We start from the raw sequence: 17,160 nt of genomic DNA, 5'->3' as shown, positions 1-17,160 counted from the left end.
TGCTTACGCTTCTTCCCTGGTGAGGCCGGTCCTGAGCTCTTTCGTCAAGGACGCTACCGCATCGACGCCGCCCTCACCGATCGCCGCGACAAGTGCCGTGCCGACGATGACTCCGTCGGCGTAGGCGGCGATTTCCCGGACGTGGCCGGCGTTGGAGACGCCGAGGCCCACGCAGACGCGTTCGGCGCCCGCGGCGTGTGCTGCGGCGACGACGTCCTTGGCCGCGGAGCTGACCGAAGTCCGGGCGCCGGTGACGCCCATGATGGAGACGGCGTACACGAAGCCGCGGCTCGCGTCGACGGTGCGCTTCATCCGTTCCGGCGATGACGACGGTGCCACGAGGAACACCCGGTCCAGGCCGTACTTGTCCGAGGCGGCCATCCACTCCGCAGCCTCGTCCGGAATCAGGTCCGGCGTAATAAGCCCGGCTCCCCCGGCCTCGGCCAGGCGGCGGGAGAACTCGTCCACCCCCATCCGGACCACGGGGTTCCAGTACGTCATGACCAGGACGGCGGCCTCGGTTTCGCTCGTGATACCGCGGACGACGTCGAAGACCTGGCTGACGTGGAAGCCCTTGGCGAGGGCCTCGGTGGTGGCGGCCTGGATGACCTGGCCGTCCATCACGGGGTCCGAATAGGGGATGCCGATTTCGATCAGGTCGGCGCCGTTTTCGGCCAGCGCGATGCCGGCGGCGATCGTGTCCTCGACGCTCGGGTAACCCGCGGGCAGGTAGCCGATCAGGGCGGCACGGCCCTGGGCCCTGGCCCGGTCGATGGCTGCCGCGGACTTGCTGGCGAACTGCACGTTGCCTTCGGTGTTGTTGTCGTCGCGGCTCACAGCTGCTCCCCCTCCTGGGCAATCTCGTGCTCGGGTGAATCCTTGTCCAGCAGGTCGAACCATTCCGCGGCGGTGGCCACGTCCTTGTCGCCGCGGCCGGAGAGGTTCACGAGCACGATTTTGTCCGAGACGCCGCCGGTGTCGCCGGCTTCGGCGGCCAGCCGCTGTCCGATCTTGATGGCACCGGCCAGGGCGTGGGCCGACTCGATCGCGGGGATGATGCCCTCGGTGCGGCAGAGCAGGCGGAAAGCTTCCATGGCCTCGCTGTCCGTGATCGGCTCGTAGCTGACCCGGCCGATGTCCGCGAGGTAGGAGTGCTCGGGTCCGACGCCGGGGTAGTCCAGGCCCGCCGAGATGGAGTGCGACTCGATGGTCTGGCCGTCGTCGTCCTGCATGAGGTAGGAGCGGGCACCGTGCAGCACGCCGGGCTTGCCCAGCGTGATGGTCGCGGCGTGGCGACCGGTTTCGACGCCCTCGCCGCCGGCTTCGAAGCCGTAGATCTTCACCGAGGGGTCATCGAGGAAGCCGTGGAAGATGCCGATCGCGTTGGAGCCGCCGCCGATGCAGGCACACACGGCGTCGGGCAGCCGGCCGGTCTGTTCCAGGATCTGGGCGCGGGCTTCCTCGCCGATGACTTCGTGGAAGTAGCGGACCATGGCCGGGAACGGGTGCGCTCCGGCGGCAGTGCCCAGCAGGTAGTGCGTGTTGTCCACGTTGGCGACCCAGTCGCGGAGCGCCTCGTTGATGGCGTCCTTGAGCGTCTGGGAGCCATTGGTCACCGGGATGACGGTGGCCCCAAGGAGCTCCATCCGGGCCACGTTGAGGGCCTGCCGGCGGCAGTCCTCGGCGCCCATGTAGACCACGCACTCCAGGCCCAACAAGGCCGCGGCGGTGGCGCTGGCGACGCCGTGCTGGCCAGCCCCGGTCTCGGCGATCACGCGCGTCTTGCCCATGCGCTTGGCGAGCAGCGCCTGGCCCAGCACATTGTTGATCTTGTGCGAGCCGGTGTGGTTCAGGTCCTCGCGCTTGAGGAAGATCCGCACTCCCCCGGCGTGCTCAGCGAAGCGCTTGGCTTCGGTGAGCAGCGAGGGCCGTCCGGAGTAGTTCTTATTCAGCTCTGCGATCTGCGCGGTGAACTCGGGATCGGCCTTGGCCTTCTCGAAGGTGTCCTCGAGCTCGTCCAGGGCGGCGATGAGGGACTCGGGCATCCAGCGGCCGCCGTAGGAGCCGAAGTAGGGCCCCGGGGCGTGGCGCAGGGAGGGTGCACCCTGCGGCCCGTCTTCATCCGGTCGGCTGCCCTCCAGGAACGCATCCACGGGGCTGTCGTCTGAGCCGGCTGTTGGCGCATTGACCATCAGTCTCACCATCCTGTTCCACTGCTAACTAGATCTTCGGTACCGCACGGAAACGCCGCGGAGTCCGGCCGGGAACCCGGCCGGACTCAGTCAGGAACGTGCCGCGATTTCTTGGGCTCCGGCGGCCATGAATTCGGCGATCCGCTCGCGCGGGGTCGCATCGCTGACCAACGCCTCGCCCACCAGGACCGCGTTGGCGCCGCTGGCCGCGTAGTGCCGGACGTCCTCGACGCCGCGCACGCCGGATTCGCCCACCACGAGCGACCCGGCCGGGATGCCGGCGGCGAGTTCGGCGAAGACGGAACGGTCGACGTCGAGCGTCTTCAGGTTGCGAACGTTGACGCCTATGATCCGCGCTCCGGCGGCCACGGCGCGTTCGACTTCACCGGGCGTGTGGGTCTCCACGAGGACGTTCATGCCCAGCTCGCGGCTGAGCGCGCTGTATTCGCGGAGCTGCGCGTCGGACAAGGAGGCGACGATCAGCAGGATCAGGTCGGCGCCGTGGGCACGGGCTTCCCAGATCTGGTAGTCGTCGATCATGAAGTCCTTGCGCAGCAGCGGGATGTCCACGGCGGCCCGGACGGCGTCCAGGTCCGCGAGGGAGCCGCTGAAGCGCCGCTGCTCGGTGAGGACACTGATCACGGCGGCGCCGCCGTCGGCGTACTGCACCGCCAGCGAGGCCGGGTCCACGATGCTCGCCAGGTCGCCCTTGGAGGGGCTGCGCCGCTTGATTTCGGCGATCACCTTGAGCTGCGCCCGGTCCGACGGGCCGCCCAGGGCCGACCAAGCGTCGCGTGCCGGGGCAGCCGCCGCGGCACGCTCCTTCAGTTCGGCAAGCGTGACGAGGCGCTGGCGTGCCTCCATATCCTCCCTGACACCGGCATTGATGTCATCGAGAACAGTCACTCTTAGTGGCCGGAGTTCTTCAGCTTGCTGCCGCCGACGCCGTAACCGGCTTTGCGCATGACGAAGCCGATCACGAGGCCGATCAGCATGACGACCGCACCCGCGACGAAGATCGGGGTGTTGGCGATGACGAAGGCGATGGCTGCGATGAGGGCGCCGATCAGCATCACGATCACGGTGGTCCAGGCCGCCGGGCTGTTGCCGTGGCCGGTCGGCTCACTGTGGTCGACGCCGTCGTAGACGCCGGTGCCGGCGGCAGGCTTGGGTGCAGAAACAGGGGCTTTGCTCATGGAAATCTCCTCAGGATCAATACTGCTTACATTCTGCCATTTATTGGCGGCGCTATTGGCCGCGTCCGTGGCCGTGCGGCCGGCCGGTGCCACGGAAGCACCCGGGGCACCGGCTCAGGTGGGATCGTCGCCGCGGGAGAGCCGGTCCCAGCTGTCGATCTCGTCGGCCGGTTCGGCGGGGTCCGCGGCGCCGCCGGTGGCCGCGGCGTCATACTTCGTGCGGCTCTTCCAGTAGCGTCCGGCGGGCACGATCGCCAGCGCGCTGAGTCCCAGCAGGGAACCGGCGACGACGGCGAGGAGGGGAAACGCAGTGAGGGCGACCTGGACGTTGCTGCCGCTGATGCCGGTGGCAGCGGCGATGGAACCCTGCGCCGCGGCCAGCGGGTCGGCCAGCACGGTCGCCGCGGCAGCAATGATCCCGGCTGCGGCCAGCAGGATAATCGCCGTGATGACCCACCGGGCAATGCGCCCGGCGATCGAGGCGGCCAGTCCGCCAGCCAGGGCAACCAGGGCCAGCGCCGTGACCGTGGTGGCTGCCTTGCTGCCCTGGACCTGCAGTCCGTCCTGGCTGCTGACACGCTGGCCGAGCTGGCTGGGGTCCAGCTGCACGCTCAGCCAGGTCTGGGTGGTGGTGCCGAAGACCGCCAGCGCGAGTGCGGCGACGACCAGCACAAGGGTGGATTTCCTGGCCCAGCGCGGTACCACCGGGCTGCTGCTCTTGATCGTTCCCGCGGGGCCTGTCATGGCTGCTCCGTCCCGGCGCCGGGCAGCGTTTCGGCCGTGATGTTGCTCAGCGACTGGGCCGTGTGGACGGCGCGCATGGGGGCCGCGGCCTTGTTGATGGTTTCAATCGCCTCGGTGGCGTTGACGGAGTCGGCCACGATCCCGCCGCCGGCCTGCACGTAGGCGCGGCCTTCGCGGAGCAGCGCGGAACGGATGGCGATGGCCATGTCCAGGTCGCCGGCGAAGTCGAGGTAGCCCACCACCCCGCCGTAGATGCCGCGGCGGTGCGGTTCCAGCTCGTCGAGCAGGCGAAGCGCCCGGGGTTTCGGCGCGCCGGAGAGGGTGCCGGCCGGGAAGGTGGCCTTGAGCACGTCGTAGGCCGTGGCCGACGGAGCGAGCTTGCCTACCACCGTGGACACCAGGTGCATGATGTGGCTGAACCGCTCCACCTCCATGAACTGGGTGACGTCCACGGTTCCGGCCACGCAGACCTTGGAGAGGTCGTTGCGGGAAAGGTCCACAAGCATCAGGTGTTCGGCGCGTTCCTTCTCGTCGGCGAGCAGTTCCTCGGCGAGGGCCTTATCAGCTTCGATGGTCTTGCCGCGGGGCCGGGATCCGGCGATCGGGTGGGTGATGACGTCCTCTCCGGTGACCGTGACCAGGGCCTCCGGGGACGAACCCACTATCGAGTATTGGCGGCCCGAGGCATCCTCAAGGCTGAAGATGTACATGTAGGGGCTGGGGTTGGTGTTCCGCAGCACCCGGTAGACGTCGAGCGGGTCAGCTCCGCATTCCATCTCGAAGCGCCGGGAGATCACCACCTGGAAGACCTCGCCGTCGACGATTGCCTCTTTGCCGCGGTCCAGGGCGGCCAGGTAATCGTTCTCGTCCCAGCGCTCCTGCACGCTGGAGGCGAAGTCGAGGGCGGCGGGCTGCAGCACGGAGATGGGCTGTTCCGTCGGGGTGCTGACCTTGGCCAGCAGGTCTTTCACCCGGGCGACGGCGTCGTGCCAGGCCTCGTCGACGCGTTCGGAGCTGTTGTCGAAGTTGATCGCGTTGGCGATCAGCAGCACGGTGCCGTCCATGTTGTCGTGCACGGCCATGTCCGTCACAAGGTTCAGCGCCATTTCCGGCAACTGCAGGTCATCCTCCGGCGGGCTGGTCAGCTTTTCCCAATGTCGGACGGTTTCCCAGCCGAGGAAGCCGACCAGCCCGGAGGTGAAGGGCGGCAGGCCCTCGAAGCGGTCGGTGTGCAGGGCGCGCAGGGTGTCCCGGATGGCGTCCACCGGACTGCCGTCCAGGGGGACCCCGACCGGCGGCTCGCCGAGCCAGTGCGCCTGCCCGTCCTTGGTGGTCAGCGTGGCGCGGGACCTCGCGCCGATGAAGGAGTAGCGGGACCAGGCGCCGCCCACCGCGGCGGACTCCAGCAGGAATGTTCCCGGCTGGCCCTGGGCGAGTTTGCGGTACAACCCGATCGGCGTTTCCGCGTCGGCCAGCACCTTCAGCCGGACGGGAATGACGCGGCTGTGACTGGCGAGTTCCCGGAACTCGTCCAGGCTGGGGCTGATGATTCCAAGGTCCTGCATGGCTGCGTTTTTCCGCCTGTTCTCTTGGTCTAAAGCTGGTGGGGTGCCGCGGCCCGCGCCGCGGTGCGCGGCAATCAGCCGGCGTGGCCGACGACGGCGTCCAGCGCGCGTCCGTCGAAGCACGTCCGGGTGCCCGTGTGGCAGGCTGCGCCGACCTGGTCGACCCGGACCAGCAGGGCGTCGCCGTCGCAGTCGATTGCCAGGGACTTGACCCACTGGACGTGGCCGGAGGTGTCGCCCTTGCGCCAGTATTCCTGCCGGGATCGGGAGTAGAAGGTGACGCGTCCGCTGGTCATGGTGCGGTGCAGCGCCTCGTCGTCCATCCAGCCGAGCATCAGCACTTCGTTGGTGTCGTACTGCTGGACGATGGCTGCCACCAGGCCCGCGCTGTCCCGCTTCAGGGACCCGGCCAGACCGGCGGGAAGCGGACCCGCGGGGTGCGTGGAGGCGGGGTCGGCGGAACCCCGCGCCGGAGTGTCGTTGACGGAATCGTTGGCGGGTGCGGGGGCGGGCTGCTCAGACATCAGCTCAAGTCTAGTGCCTCCGGGCCGGCGGCCGCCCGGCCCGGGCGCGCACGCGCTTAACATGCGGGTCAAAAGGCCGCCGCCGCCAAAATCACGGTCCCCGCTGTGCACACGGACCGGCGTCTCGTGCTAGTTTCACAAGTGATGAATTTTGTCGATCCATCCCGAGAAGTTCTGGCCGAAACCTTGCTGGCGGCCGGTCCTGACTCCCCCACGCTCTGCAAGGGCTGGCAGACGCGGGATCTCGCCGCCCACCTGTACCTGCGGGAGCGAAAAGCCCGCGTTGGGCTGGGCCTGCTGATCAAGCGCCTGTCCAAGGCCTCGGACGAAGCCACGGCCGAACTCGCCGCCAAGATCCGGACGCCGGACGCGTACGCACGGCTGGTCAACACCTTCCGGGCCGGTCCGCCGGCGCTCTCACCCCTGCGGATCAAGGCCCTGGACGAGAGTTCCAACCTCATCGAGTACTTCGTTCACACGGAGGACGTCCGCCGGGCGGTGGACCGTTGGGCCCCGCGCGCCCTGGACGAGGCCTACTCCGATGCCCTCTGGGGCGAGCTGATCAAGCGTGCCGCCATCTTGTACCGCGGTGTGGACCTGGGCATCGTCCTGGTGCGCCCGTCCGGTCCCCGGCACGTGGCCAAGCGCGCTCCCGTCTCGGTCGCTATTGTCGGCGAACCGGGCGAACTCCTGATGCATGCGCATGGCCGGACCCGGCACGCGCTGGTGACCTTCGAGGGCCAGCCGGACGCCGTCGCACTGCTCCAGTCCGCCGAAGTCGGACTCTAGTACAAACAGCCCCGCGCGGTCCGGAAGTCCTGTTAGCGGACCTCGAAGCCGGCCTCGCGGATGGCGGTTTTGACCTGGGCGATCATGTCCAGCGGCCCGAAGTGAAACACCGAAGCTGCCAGCACGGCGTCAGCGCCGGCGGCCACCGCCGGCGGGAAGTGCTCGGGCTTGCCGGCACCGCCCGAGGCGATCAGCGGCACCTTGACGCTGGCCCGGGCCAGCCGGATCAGCTCCAGGTCAAAGCCGTCCTTGGTGCCGTCGGCGTCGATCGAGTTGAGCAGGATCTCGCCGACGCCGCGGTCGGCGGCCTCACGGGCCCAAGCGAGGGCGTCGATGCCGGTGCCCTGGCGGCCGCCGTGGGTGGTGACCTCGAATCCGGAAGGCGTCGGCTGCGAACCGGGCCGCGTGCGCCGGGCGTCCAGGGAAAGCACCAGGACCTGCGAGCCGAAGTGCCGGGTGATCTCGTCGATCACGTCCGGCCGGGCGACGGCCGCAGTGTTGATGGCCGCCTTGTCGGCGCCGTAGCGCAGCAGCTTGTCCACCTCGGCCACGCCGCGGACACCGCCGCCGACAGTCAACGGGATAAAGACTTCCTCCGCGGTGCGGCGGACGACGTCGAAGGTGGTTTCGCGGTTGCCGGAGGACGCGGTGACGTCGAGGAAGGTCAGTTCGTCGGCACCGCCATTGTCGTAGCGGTGCGCCAGCTCCACCGGGTCGCCGGCGTCGCGCAGGCCTTCGAAGTTGATCCCCTTGACCACGCGGCCGGCGTCGACGTCCAGGCACGGAATAACGCGGACGGCTACGGACATGGCTGCTCCTGTATTGGGTCTACAAAGACTGGGCCTGCAAACAACGGGCCCACGGTTGACGGCTTCACGGACGGGCCGCTAGATCCGGCAGGCGTGGATGCTGCTGACCAGGATGGCGCGGGCACCGAGGTCGTAGAGCTCGTCCATGATCCGGTTGGTTTCCTTCTTGGGCACCATGGACCGGACGGCCACCCAGTCCGAATCGCGCAGCGGCGAGACGGTGGGCGATTCCAGGCCCGGGGTGAGGGCTGCGGCCTGTTCGACGAGCTCCTTGCGGATGTCGTAGTCCATCAGCACGTACTGGCGGGCGACGAGGACACCCTGGAGGCGGCGGATCAATACTTCGGTGGCCGGGTTTTGCTCGCCTTTGCGGCCGATCAGAACCGACTCGGAGTTCAGTATCGGTTCGCCGAAGATTTCCATCCCGGCGGCTTTGAGGGTGGTACCGGTTTCCACGACGTCGGCAATTGCATCCGCGACGCCGAGCCGGACGGAGGACTCAACGGCGCCGTCGAGCCGGACGACCTTGGCGTTGATGCCGCGCTGGGCGAGGTAGCCGCGGAGCAGCCCGTCGTAGCTGGTGGCGAGGCGCTTGCCCTCCAGCTGGTCGATGGAGCTGAAGTCTCCGACGGGTCCGGCGAACCGGAACGTGGAGGCGGCAAAGCCCAGCGGGAGCAGCTCCTCGGCCTCCACCTCGGCGTCGAGCAGCAGGTCGCGGCCGGTGATGCCGACGTCGAGCGTGCCCTGGCCGACGTACACGGCGATGTCGCGCGGGCGGAGGAAGAAGAATTCAATGTCGTTGTCCGGGTCCACCATGACCAGTTCGCGGCTGTCGCGGCGCTGGCGGTATCCGGCCTCGGCGAGCATGGCGGAGGCGGCTTCGGACAGGGATCCCTTGTTCGGGACGGCAACTCTCAGCATGGGAAGCTCTTTCTGGTTAGGAAGTCATCAAGTGCAGGCACAACTGGCCACGCGGTGCGCCGGGCTGCGCGGACGGGCGTCCGCTCAGGCCGGCCCTACGTGGCTAGAGATGCTTGTAGACGTCTTCCAGGCTGAGTCCTTTGGCGAGCATCAGAACCTGAAGGTGATAAAGCAGCTGCGAAATTTCTTCCGCGGCGGCCTCATCCGATTCGTACTCGGCAGCCATCCAGACCTCGGCTGCTTCCTCCACGACTTTCTTGCCGATGCCGTGGACTCCGGACTCCAGTTCGGCGACGGTGCGGGAGCCCTCCGGGCGGGTGGCAGCCTTCTCACTCAGTTCTGCGAACAGCGACTCGAAATTCTTCACACCCTCCAGCCTACTTGTTCACGGCCGGACCACGCCCGCCGGGCCGCAGCATGACGCTCCGGATGTGAGGGAATACACAGCCTAGGAGTACTGCTTGAGCGTGACGGCGGTGGCGAGGGCGGCGGTGACTGCTTCGTGGCCCTTGTCCTCCGTGGAGCCCGGCAACCCGGCCCGGTCGATGCCTTGCTGTTCGGTGTCGCAGGTCAGCACACCGAAGCCCACCGGCACCCCGGTGCGCACGCTGACCTCGGTCAGGCCGAGGGTGGCGGCTTCGCAGACGTACTCGAAGTGCGGGGTTCCGCCGCGGATCACCACGCCCAGCGCGACGACGGCGTCGAAGTGCGGCGCCAGCCGGGCTGCCGCGACCGGCAGTTCAAAGGTCCCGGGGACGCGCAGGACGGTCGGTTCGGCGATGCCGGCGTCCTTGGCGGCGCGCAGCGCGCCGTCGAGCAGGCCGTCCATGATCCGGGTGTGCCAGCTGGCGGCCACGATGGCCAGTTTCAGCCGGGAGGTTTCGTCGGGCTGGAAGGTGGTGAGATCAATCTGGGGTGCGCCGTGGCCGCTCATGCAAGTTCCTCTGCTGTGGGGTGGGATGTCTGGTGGTGGGGCTGTCAGCCCTGGTCGTGCTCGAAGCCGAGTTGTCCCGCGGAGGGTGCCGCCGGCTCCATGTCGAGGACCAGGCGGTGGTCCATCCGGTCCTTTTTGGTCTGCAGGTAACGGAGGTTCTGCTCGCGGGACGGCACCTCGGTGGGTACCATCTCGACGACCTTGACTCCGGCCTGGGCCAGCCTGTCCTGCTTGTCCGGGTTGTTGCTCAGCAGGCGGATCTCATGCAGGCCCATCTCGGCGAGGATCTGCGCCGCAGCGTTGTAGCAGCGCGCGTCCACCGGCAGGCCCAGCTGCTCATTGGCCTCGACCGTGTCGAAGCCTGCCTCCTGCAGGGCGTAGGCCTTGATTTTGTTCGCCAGGCCGATGCCGCGGCCTTCCTGGCCGCGGAGGTAGAGCAGCGTGCCGCCGAATTCGTGGATCATTTCCAGGGCGTAGGCCAGCTGTTCGCCGCAGTCGCAGCGGTAGGAACCAAACACGTCCCCGGTGAGGCATTCGGAGTGCAGGCGTACCAGGGGGGCCTGGCCGTCCGTGGCCGGCAGCGGGGAGCTGACGGCGAGGTGTTCGGCGCCGGTGTCCAGATCGGTCCAGGCCTGCGCCACGAAGTCTCCGTAGGCGGTGGGCAACTGGACGATCGGTCCGCCGCTGACCGGATGCGGCTGCTGTCCCGGGGTGGCCGGCTGCGCTTCAGAAGTCGTCATTGTCTCTCCTCAATCCAGGGTGTCAGGCGGATTCCGCTGCGTGGCTGCCGGTGTTACCGGCCTCAAGGTACGCCACCAGATCGGCAATCGAGATCAGCGGGCAGCCGTGTTCGATCGCGAAGCCGCGAAGTCCGTCCAGCCGCATCATTTCTCCGTCGTCGTGCACCAGTTCTGCGATAACGCCCACGGGCTCCAGTCCGGCCAGCCGGCACAGCTCGACAGCCGCTTCGGTGTGGCCGGGACGCTCCCGCACACCCCCCTTAACGGCGCGGAGCGGGAAAACATGCCCGGGGCGGGTCAGGGAATTCGGCTGGCTGGTCGGATCCGCCAGGATCCGGGCCGTCAGGGCCCGGTCGGTGGCCGAGATTCCGGTACTCACGCCCACGGCCGCGTCGCAGGACACCGTGTACGCGGTGCCTTTGGAGTCCTGGTTGATGGCCACCATCGGCGGCAGCGCCAGCGCGTCCGCCCGGTCGCCCGGCAGCGGCACGCAGATGACGCCGGAGCTGTACCGGATGGTCCAGCCCATCAGCGCCGGGGTGGCGTGCTGCGCGGCGAAGATGATGTCGCCTTCGTTCTCGCGGTCCTCGTTGTCCACCACCAGCACCGGCCGGCCGGCAGCCATGGCGCGGATGGCGTCCTCGATCGGGTCCAGGACGGACGGCGCGTCGACGGCGACGCCGCGGTTCTGCTGCAGCCGGCTCATGACGCGGCCTCCTGGCGGTGCGCGGCGGGCGCGGCGGGCGCGAAGGCGAGCAGCCGTTCGGTGTACTTGGCGAGCACGTCCACTTCCAGGTTGACGCGGGCGCCGATGGACTTGGCGCCCAAGCCGGTTTCGGCCAGGGTCGTCGGGATCAGGCCGACTTCGAACCACGGGGCCGGCTCGGGCGCCGGGCTTACGGCCGTCACGGTGAGGGAGACGCCGTCGACGGCGATCGAGCCCTTCTCCGCGATATAGCGCGCCAGCGCTGCCGGCACCCCGAAGCGCAGCCGGTCCCAGTTGCCGAGCGCCTCGCGTTCCAGCAGCTCACCGACGCCGTCGACGTGCCCCTGCACGACGTGGCCGTCGAGCCGTCCGCCGGCCGGGACGCAGCGTTCAAGGTTGACCGGGTCGCCTGCGCCCAGCCCGCCGATGGTGCTGCGGACCAGGGTCTCGCCCATCACGTCGACGCTGAAGTCCGGGCCGTCGATGTCCGTGGCGGTCAGGCAGACGCCATTGACGGCGATCGAGCCGCCGTGGGCCAGGCCGGCGGTGCTGCCAGGGGCGTGCAGGCGCAGCGTGGCGCTGGTGTCGCCGTCGCGCTCGACGGACAGCACCTTCCCTTGTTCGGCGATAATTCCGGTAAACATCAGTGGCCTCCTGCGGCAGTGTCCGCGTCGTTGCGCGGGGTGGAATCGGATGAAGTGTCGGTGGCAGGGCGCAGGTGCAGCCGCAGGTCGCGGCCCAGCGTCCGGACTGCGCCGCCGGAGGCGTGGTCCCAGTCCCAGTGCTGGGCGTCGGCGAGGGTGCCGATGCCGAGGTCTTCCAGGGCGGCCGTGCCGGAGCCGAGGAGCGTCGGGGCCAGGTAGACGATCAGCTCGTCAACGAGGCCTGCGGCGAGGAATGCGCTCAGGATCCGCGAGCCGCCTTCGACCATGAGGTGCCGGACGCCGGCGTCGAACAGTTGGTCCAGGGCCTCGCCGGGGTCCCGGGTCGGCAGGTGCAGCACCTTGCCATCACTGCCGTTGACGGCGGCGCCCTCGGGAATCCCGCGCAGGCCCATGACGGCCCGCAGCGGCTGCTTATCCGCGGCTGCGCCGTCGGGGGTGCGGGCCGTGAGCCGTGGGTTGTCCACCAGGACCGTCTGCGTGCCGACCAGGATCGCGTCGATCCGGCCCCGCAGCGCGTGGTTGTCGGCGAGCGATTCGGGACTGGAAATCCACTGGCTGGTGCCGTCGCTGGCCGCGATCCGGCTGTCCAGGGTCTGCGCGATGTGCAGCGTGACGAACGGCCGTTTGGCGGCGACAGCGTCGAACCAGCGCCGGTTGAGTTCCAGGGCAGCCACGGCGCCGAGTCCGGAACGGACTCGTACCCCGGCAGCGCGCAGGGTCGCCGCTCCCCCGGCGGCCGGGTCATGCGGGTCATCGACCGCGTAGACGACGTCGGCCACGCCCGCATCGATGATTGCCTGGGCGCAGGGGCCGGTGCGGCCGCAGTGGTTGCACGGTTCGAGCGTGACCACCATGGTGGTGCCGGTCAGGTCCAGGCCGGCGGCCGCGGCCTGCGCGATCGCGTCGGCCTCCGCATGCGGGGTTCCGGCGCCGCGGTGGTAGCCGGTCACCAGGGGCGCCCCGTCGGCGCCGATGACGACGGCGCCCACCAGCGGGTTTGCCCCGCGGGGGCCCTGTGCCGCCGCAGCGAGGGCAGCGGCCATAGCGGCTGTCTCGGCGGCGCTGAAGCCGGCAGCGGCCGCTACATCCGCCCTCCCCGTTTCATGGCCCGTTTCATGGGTATCTTGCGGCCCGGCGGCCGGCTGCTGAACGCTCATGCGCCGCCCGCCGGGTCCGGCTGGACCGCTGAGTCGGCGTAGAGCCATCGCAAGGGGTTCATGTCTGTCGTTCCTTCCCTCTAGAACCGCGATGGCTCCGGGGGTATACGACAGCGCAATTCCGCGGCGCCGTGAGGGCGCCGCAGTAACAGCTGTACGTGCTTCTCTCATCCAGACTTTGACTGTCGGTACCGGAGTTCCACCGGTTCAACCGTCCGCCGTCGGCCTCTCCCAGCGGGAAAGCGACGGCTCGCGGGTCGCGGACTATAACCGCCGGTTCGGACTTACACCGACCCCGGAGCACGTATGTGTGTAGCTATTCTGACACAACCGCCGGTACCGCCCCGCTATTCCCCGCGGACAGGCGGTACAAGTTTCGTCATGTTCCCGTCAGCGGCTGCCGGCGGACCGCAGCCGGGCGATCGCCTCCGCCGCGTCGTCGGCGCCGTACACCGCGGAACCGGCCACGAAGACGTCCGCGCCCGCCTCGGCGGCACGCCAGATGGTTTTTTCGGTAATGCCGCCGTCCACCTGGAGCTTGATGTCGAGGCCCGAGGCGTCAATGGCCGCCCTGGCCCGGCGGATCTTGGGCAGCGTGAGGTCCAGGAATTCCTGGCCGCCGAAGCCGGGTTCCACCGTCATGATGAGGATCATGTCCAGCTCGCCGAGCATGTCCAGGAACGGTTCCACGCCGCTGCCGGGCCGCAGCGCCAGGCCCGCCTTGGCGCCGCGCGCGCGCAGTTCGCGGGCCAATTTCACCGGCGCGATCGAGGCCTCGGCGTGGAACGTCACGGATGCCAAGCCGGCGTCGGCGTAGGCCGGCGCCCAGCGGTCGGCGTGCTCGATCATCAGGTGCGCGTCCAACGGGATCGGGCTGACTTCCTGCAGCCGCTGCACCACCGGAAGGCCGAGCGAGAGGTTGGGCACGAAGTGGTTGTCCATCACGTCCACGTGCACGGCGTCCGCGGTCCTGATCTTGTGGAGCTCGGACTGGAGGTTTGCGAAGTCCGCCGACAGGATGCTGGGGTGGATGCAGCAATGGGCCATGGATTTCCTCTTCGTTGCGCTGGTCGGAAGGTCGGGTAGCTGGTGCCAGTATGGCCCGGGGCTCAGGCTTTTTTGTGGATGAGCGCCAGGAACATGGCGTCCGTCCGGTGCCGGTGCGGCCAGAGCTGGGCGGTGAGGTCGTGGCCCGCGTCGAGGTGGCCGGTGAGGCTTACCGCGTCCAGGGCGGCGCCGGCGTCGAGCAGTTCGAGGTCATCGCGCTTGCGCAGCGCGTCGCTGACGACGGCGGTGGTCTCGGCCGGGTGCGGAGAGCAGGTCACGTACGCCACGACGCCGCCGGGCTTGACCGCGTCCAGGGCCGACTTGAGCAGTTCGCGCTGCAGCGGACCAAGGTCCACGAGGTCCTTGGGGGTGCGCCGCCAGCGGGATTCCGGGCGGCGGCGCAGCGCGCCCAGCCCGGTGCAGGGCACGTCCACGAGCACCCGGTCGAAGCTTTCCGCCATCTCGGAACCGACCTCGCGGCCGTCGCCGGTGCGGACGTGCCAGACCTCGTGCGGGACGGCGCCCAGCGCCTGCCGGACGAGCTTCGCGCGGTGCGGCGCCGGCTCGTTGGCGAGCAGGGTGGCGCCGTGCTGCCGGGCCAGCGCGCCGAGCAGGGCCGCCTTGCCGCCCGGGCCGGCGCAGAGGTCAAGCCAGCGTTCGCCGTCGGCCTGGCTGCCGGCGGTGGTTTTCGCGGTTCCCGCAGCAAGGTCCACCGATGCCAGGGCGCGGGCCACCAGCTGGGAGCCGACGTCCTGGACCCTGGTGCTGCCGTCCCGCACGGAGGCGAGCCGGCCGAGGTCCCCGCCGCTGGAAAGAGCCGAACCTTCCACCAGCTCGCCGGGGGTGGCGCCGCTTTCGAGGGCTTCGTCCAGGCTGCCGAGGCCGGGAAGGGCCACCAGGTTCACCACGGGGGCGGCGTTGTCCGCCTCCAGGAGCTCGTTGATTTCGCTGACCGGGCGGCCGTGCGCCACGAGGGACTGCCGGAAAGCGCGCACGATCCACTCGGGGTGGGCGTAGCGGACCGAGGCGACCTTGGTTTCGTCCTGCTCGTCTCTGAGCAGCAGTTCGAGCCACTCGTCGAGGGTGTGCGCGGAGACCTTGCGGAGCACTGCGTTGATCAGGCCGGACGGCCCGGCCCCAATGACGGCGCGGGCCAGGCCCACGGTTTCGTCGAGGGCGGCGTGGGCCGGGACCCGCATGGCCAGCAGCTGGTGGGCGCCGATCCGCAGCGCGTCGAGGATGGCCGGGTCCAACTGGTCCAACGGGCGGTCCACGCAGCGGGCGAGGATGGCGTCGTACGTGCCCTGACCGCGGAGCGCGCCGTAGCTGAGCTCGGTGGCGAACCCGGCGTCGCGTTTGTCCAGTCCGTGGTGGCGGATCCGGGCAGGCAGCACCAGGTTCGCGTAGGCGTCCTCGGCGGCCACTGCACGCAGCACTTCGAAGGCCACCAGCCGGGCCGGATCAGCGCGCCGGGTGCGCTGGGAGGGGGCGTTTTCGGTGAAGCCGCGCTGCGGTCCGCGGTTCCGTTCGCGCCCCTGCGCGTTCCGCTTGACGCCGCCCCCGGGGCCCTGGCCGCCGCGGCCGCCCTGGCCGCCCTTACCGGCGAAGGACGGGCCGCCGGCGGCAGCGCCGCGTCCCCGGCCGTTGCCGTTGGATCCGGATTCGCTCATTCGAAGACCACGCTTTCCAGTGTTGCCTGTCCGCGCGCCCAATCAGCGGCGGTCATCATCTTTTTGCCCGCAGGCTGGACCCGGGTGAGCTCTACGGGGTGCGAGCCGGTCCCGACCAGGACCGCCTTCCCGTCCAGGGCCAGTTGCCCCGGGGGCAGGGCCGTGGCGGCCGGGCGGAGCAGCACCGGTTCAAGTTTGACGCGTTGACCCTCCAGCGTGGTCCAGGCGCCGGGCTCCGGAGTCACGCCGCGGGACCGGCGTCCGATCGCCAGGGCCGGCTGGTGCCAGTCCAGCCGACCGTCGTCGAGGGTGAGTTTAGGGGCCAGGCTGACCTCTCCCTGCTGCGGCGCGGCGGTGGCTTTGCCCGCGTCGACGGCGGACAGAGTCTGGGTCAGCAGCACGGCGCCGCTGTGCGACAGGCGTTCCAGCAGCTCGCCGGCTGTGTCAGCTGGACGCACGGCCTCGGTCAGGGTGCCGTACACCGGTCCGGTGTCCAGGCCCTCCTCAAGCCGGAACGTCACGGCGCCGGTGATGTCATCCCCGGCGATCAGGGCGCGCTGGACCGGAGCTGCGCCGCGCCAGGCCGGCAGCAGCGAAAAATGCAGGTTGATCCAGCCGTGCCGCGGAATGTCCAGGGCCGCCCGCGGAATGAGCCCGCCGTAGGCCACAATCGCGGCGACGTCGGGTGCGGCGGCACCGATCCTGGCCGTCACGCCGGCATCGACCTTGGCGGCATGGATGACCTCGATTCCGAGTTCCGCGGCACGGGCGGCGACCGGTGAAGGCGTGAGGACCCGTTTGCGTCCCAGCGGTGCGTCCGGCCGGGTCAGCACGGCGACGACGTCGAATCCGGCCGCGATGAGGGCATCCAGCGACGGAACGGCGACGGCCGGGGTTCCCGCGAAAAGGACCCTCACTGGCCGGTTCCGAAGGCGGAACCCGCACCGAAGCTCGAGCCGACGGTCTTGGCCCGCTTCGACGTCGTCTGCTCCGTGATGGAGTCGTAGTTCGCGTTGCGGATGGCGCGCAGGGCCGCCTTGCGGTCCTCGCCTTCAAGCCGGTCGGTGAAGAGGATGCCGTCCAGGTGGTCGGTCTCGTGCTGGAAGACCCGGGCGAGCATCCCCTCGCCTTCGAGCACCACCGGGTTGCCGTGCACGTCGACGCCGGTGGCGCGGGTGGTGCGGTGCCGGCGGACCGGGAAACCGATCCCGGGAATGGACAGGCAGCCTTCCACCTCGTCCGGCTGGAAGTCATCGCTGTTTTCCAGCACCGGGTTGATGATGTGGCCCTCGACCCCGCGGATGCGGTACGTGAAGACCCGCTGGCTGATACCGACCTGAGGCGCAGCCAGGCCGGCGCCCTCCACGTCCTCCATGGTTTCGGTCATGTCGGCGACGAGCTTCTCCAGCTCAGGCCCGAATTCCGTCACGGGATCAGCAACTGTGCGCAGCACAGGGTCCCCAATGATGCGGATATTCAAGATGGCCATGGGCGGTGTGTC

The 17,160-nt window shown here is 69.4% G+C and carries 20 protein-coding genes and 1 riboswitch; of the genes, 1 reads left to right on the top strand and 19 read right to left on the bottom strand.

Annotation, left to right across the window (positions count from 1 at the left end):
• Positions 1–3 precede the first annotated feature (3 nt).
• From trpA to hisI, 7 genes are all read right to left on the bottom strand, one after another.
• Complete coding sequence (gene trpA / locus ACUYM2_RS07775) at positions 4–837, bottom strand: tryptophan synthase subunit alpha (RefSeq protein ID WP_481599552.1); 834 nt, start codon at positions 835–837, stop codon at positions 4–6.
• Entirely contained in the window at positions 834–2,192 is a 1,359-nt protein-coding gene (gene trpB / locus ACUYM2_RS07770) for a tryptophan synthase subunit beta (protein ID WP_481599551.1), read from the bottom strand. The genes trpA and trpB overlap by 4 nt, the downstream gene beginning before the upstream one ends.
• A 90-nt stretch (positions 2,193–2,282) precedes the next feature.
• On the bottom strand, positions 2,283–3,098 hold the full coding sequence (trpC, locus tag ACUYM2_RS07765) for an indole-3-glycerol phosphate synthase TrpC (RefSeq protein ID WP_481599550.1): 816 nt from the start codon (positions 3,096–3,098) through the stop codon (positions 2,283–2,285).
• A 2-nt stretch (positions 3,099–3,100) separates the two neighbouring features.
• Positions 3,101–3,388: an HGxxPAAW family protein gene (locus ACUYM2_RS07760; protein WP_481599549.1), complete on the bottom strand. Its 288-nt coding sequence runs from the start codon at positions 3,386–3,388 to the stop codon at positions 3,101–3,103.
• Between the two features lie 114 nt (positions 3,389–3,502).
• A complete protein-coding gene (locus ACUYM2_RS07755) occupies positions 3,503–4,132 on the bottom strand; it encodes a Trp biosynthesis-associated membrane protein (RefSeq protein WP_481599548.1) in 630 nt (209 codons plus the stop codon).
• A complete protein-coding gene (locus ACUYM2_RS07750; protein ID WP_481599547.1) occupies positions 4,129–5,697 on the bottom strand; it encodes an anthranilate synthase component I in 1,569 nt (522 codons plus the stop codon). The genes ACUYM2_RS07755 and ACUYM2_RS07750 overlap by 4 nt, the downstream gene beginning before the upstream one ends.
• A gap of 74 nt (positions 5,698–5,771) precedes the next feature.
• The gene (gene hisI, locus ACUYM2_RS07745) at positions 5,772–6,221 is read right to left on the bottom strand and encodes a phosphoribosyl-AMP cyclohydrolase (RefSeq protein ID WP_481599546.1); all 450 of its coding nucleotides are present in this window, start codon (positions 6,219–6,221) and stop codon (positions 5,772–5,774) included.
• A 144-nt stretch (positions 6,222–6,365) separates the two neighbouring features.
• Here hisI and ACUYM2_RS07740 point away from each other — a divergent pair, with 144 nt between their 5' ends.
• A complete protein-coding gene (locus ACUYM2_RS07740; protein WP_481599545.1) occupies positions 6,366–7,010 on the top strand; it encodes a TIGR03085 family metal-binding protein in 645 nt (214 codons plus the stop codon).
• Between the two features lie 32 nt (positions 7,011–7,042).
• On the opposite strand, the gene hisF is transcribed toward ACUYM2_RS07740, so the two are convergent.
• The 12 genes from hisF to def all read right to left on the bottom strand — a co-directional run bounded on the left by hisF (position 7,043) and on the right by def (position 17,148).
• Positions 7,043–7,819 (bottom strand): imidazole glycerol phosphate synthase subunit HisF, encoded by a 777-nt coding sequence (gene hisF, locus ACUYM2_RS07735; protein WP_481599544.1) that lies wholly within the window; start codon positions 7,817–7,819, stop codon positions 7,043–7,045.
• A 78-nt stretch (positions 7,820–7,897) separates the two neighbouring features.
• Positions 7,898–8,740: an ATP phosphoribosyltransferase gene (gene hisG / locus ACUYM2_RS07730; protein ID WP_138769531.1), complete on the bottom strand. Its 843-nt coding sequence runs from the start codon at positions 8,738–8,740 to the stop codon at positions 7,898–7,900.
• A 103-nt stretch (positions 8,741–8,843) separates the two neighbouring features.
• Positions 8,844–9,107: a phosphoribosyl-ATP diphosphatase gene (locus tag ACUYM2_RS07725; protein WP_481599543.1), complete on the bottom strand. Its 264-nt coding sequence runs from the start codon at positions 9,105–9,107 to the stop codon at positions 8,844–8,846.
• Between the two features lie 81 nt (positions 9,108–9,188).
• Positions 9,189–9,674 (bottom strand): 6,7-dimethyl-8-ribityllumazine synthase, encoded by a 486-nt coding sequence (gene ribH / locus ACUYM2_RS07720; RefSeq protein WP_481599542.1) that lies wholly within the window; start codon positions 9,672–9,674, stop codon positions 9,189–9,191.
• A 44-nt stretch (positions 9,675–9,718) separates the two neighbouring features.
• Positions 9,719–10,414: a GTP cyclohydrolase II gene (gene ribA / locus ACUYM2_RS07715; RefSeq protein WP_481599541.1), complete on the bottom strand. Its 696-nt coding sequence runs from the start codon at positions 10,412–10,414 to the stop codon at positions 9,719–9,721.
• Between the two features lie 22 nt (positions 10,415–10,436).
• Positions 10,437–11,120 (bottom strand): 3,4-dihydroxy-2-butanone-4-phosphate synthase, encoded by a 684-nt coding sequence (ribB, locus tag ACUYM2_RS07710; RefSeq protein ID WP_481599540.1) that lies wholly within the window; start codon positions 11,118–11,120, stop codon positions 10,437–10,439.
• Positions 11,117–11,764 carry a riboflavin synthase gene (locus tag ACUYM2_RS07705; RefSeq protein ID WP_481599539.1) on the bottom strand — a complete coding sequence of 216 codons (648 nt, stop codon included), beginning with the start codon at positions 11,762–11,764 and terminating at the stop codon, positions 11,117–11,119. The genes ribB and ACUYM2_RS07705 overlap by 4 nt, the downstream gene beginning before the upstream one ends.
• Positions 11,764–12,828 carry a bifunctional diaminohydroxyphosphoribosylaminopyrimidine deaminase/5-amino-6-(5-phosphoribosylamino)uracil reductase RibD gene (gene ribD, locus ACUYM2_RS07700; protein ID WP_481599538.1) on the bottom strand — a complete coding sequence of 355 codons (1,065 nt, stop codon included), beginning with the start codon at positions 12,826–12,828 and terminating at the stop codon, positions 11,764–11,766. Before ribD ends, ACUYM2_RS07705 begins: the two co-directional genes overlap by 1 nt.
• 268 nt (positions 12,829–13,096) lie before the next feature.
• A riboswitch (FMN riboswitch) is annotated at positions 13,097–13,250 on the bottom strand.
• 82 nt (positions 13,251–13,332) lie between these two features.
• Positions 13,333–13,989 carry a ribulose-phosphate 3-epimerase gene (gene rpe / locus ACUYM2_RS07695; RefSeq protein WP_481599537.1) on the bottom strand — a complete coding sequence of 219 codons (657 nt, stop codon included), beginning with the start codon at positions 13,987–13,989 and terminating at the stop codon, positions 13,333–13,335.
• A 62-nt stretch (positions 13,990–14,051) separates the two neighbouring features.
• Positions 14,052–15,659: an RsmB/NOP family class I SAM-dependent RNA methyltransferase gene (locus tag ACUYM2_RS07690; protein ID WP_481599536.1), complete on the bottom strand. Its 1,608-nt coding sequence runs from the start codon at positions 15,657–15,659 to the stop codon at positions 14,052–14,054.
• Positions 15,656–16,576: a methionyl-tRNA formyltransferase gene (fmt, locus tag ACUYM2_RS07685; RefSeq protein ID WP_481599535.1), complete on the bottom strand. Its 921-nt coding sequence runs from the start codon at positions 16,574–16,576 to the stop codon at positions 15,656–15,658. The genes ACUYM2_RS07690 and fmt overlap by 4 nt, the downstream gene beginning before the upstream one ends.
• Positions 16,573–17,148, bottom strand: a complete 576-nt coding sequence (gene def, locus ACUYM2_RS07680) for a peptide deformylase (RefSeq protein WP_481599534.1) — start codon at positions 17,146–17,148, stop codon at positions 16,573–16,575. Before def ends, fmt begins: the two co-directional genes overlap by 4 nt.
• Between the last annotated feature and the right edge of the window lie 12 nt (positions 17,149–17,160).

The organism is Arthrobacter sp. SD1074B (assembly GCF_056780195.1).
The sequence above is the reverse complement of the archived record's forward strand: the minus strand, read 5'-3'. Positions and strand labels throughout refer to the sequence as shown.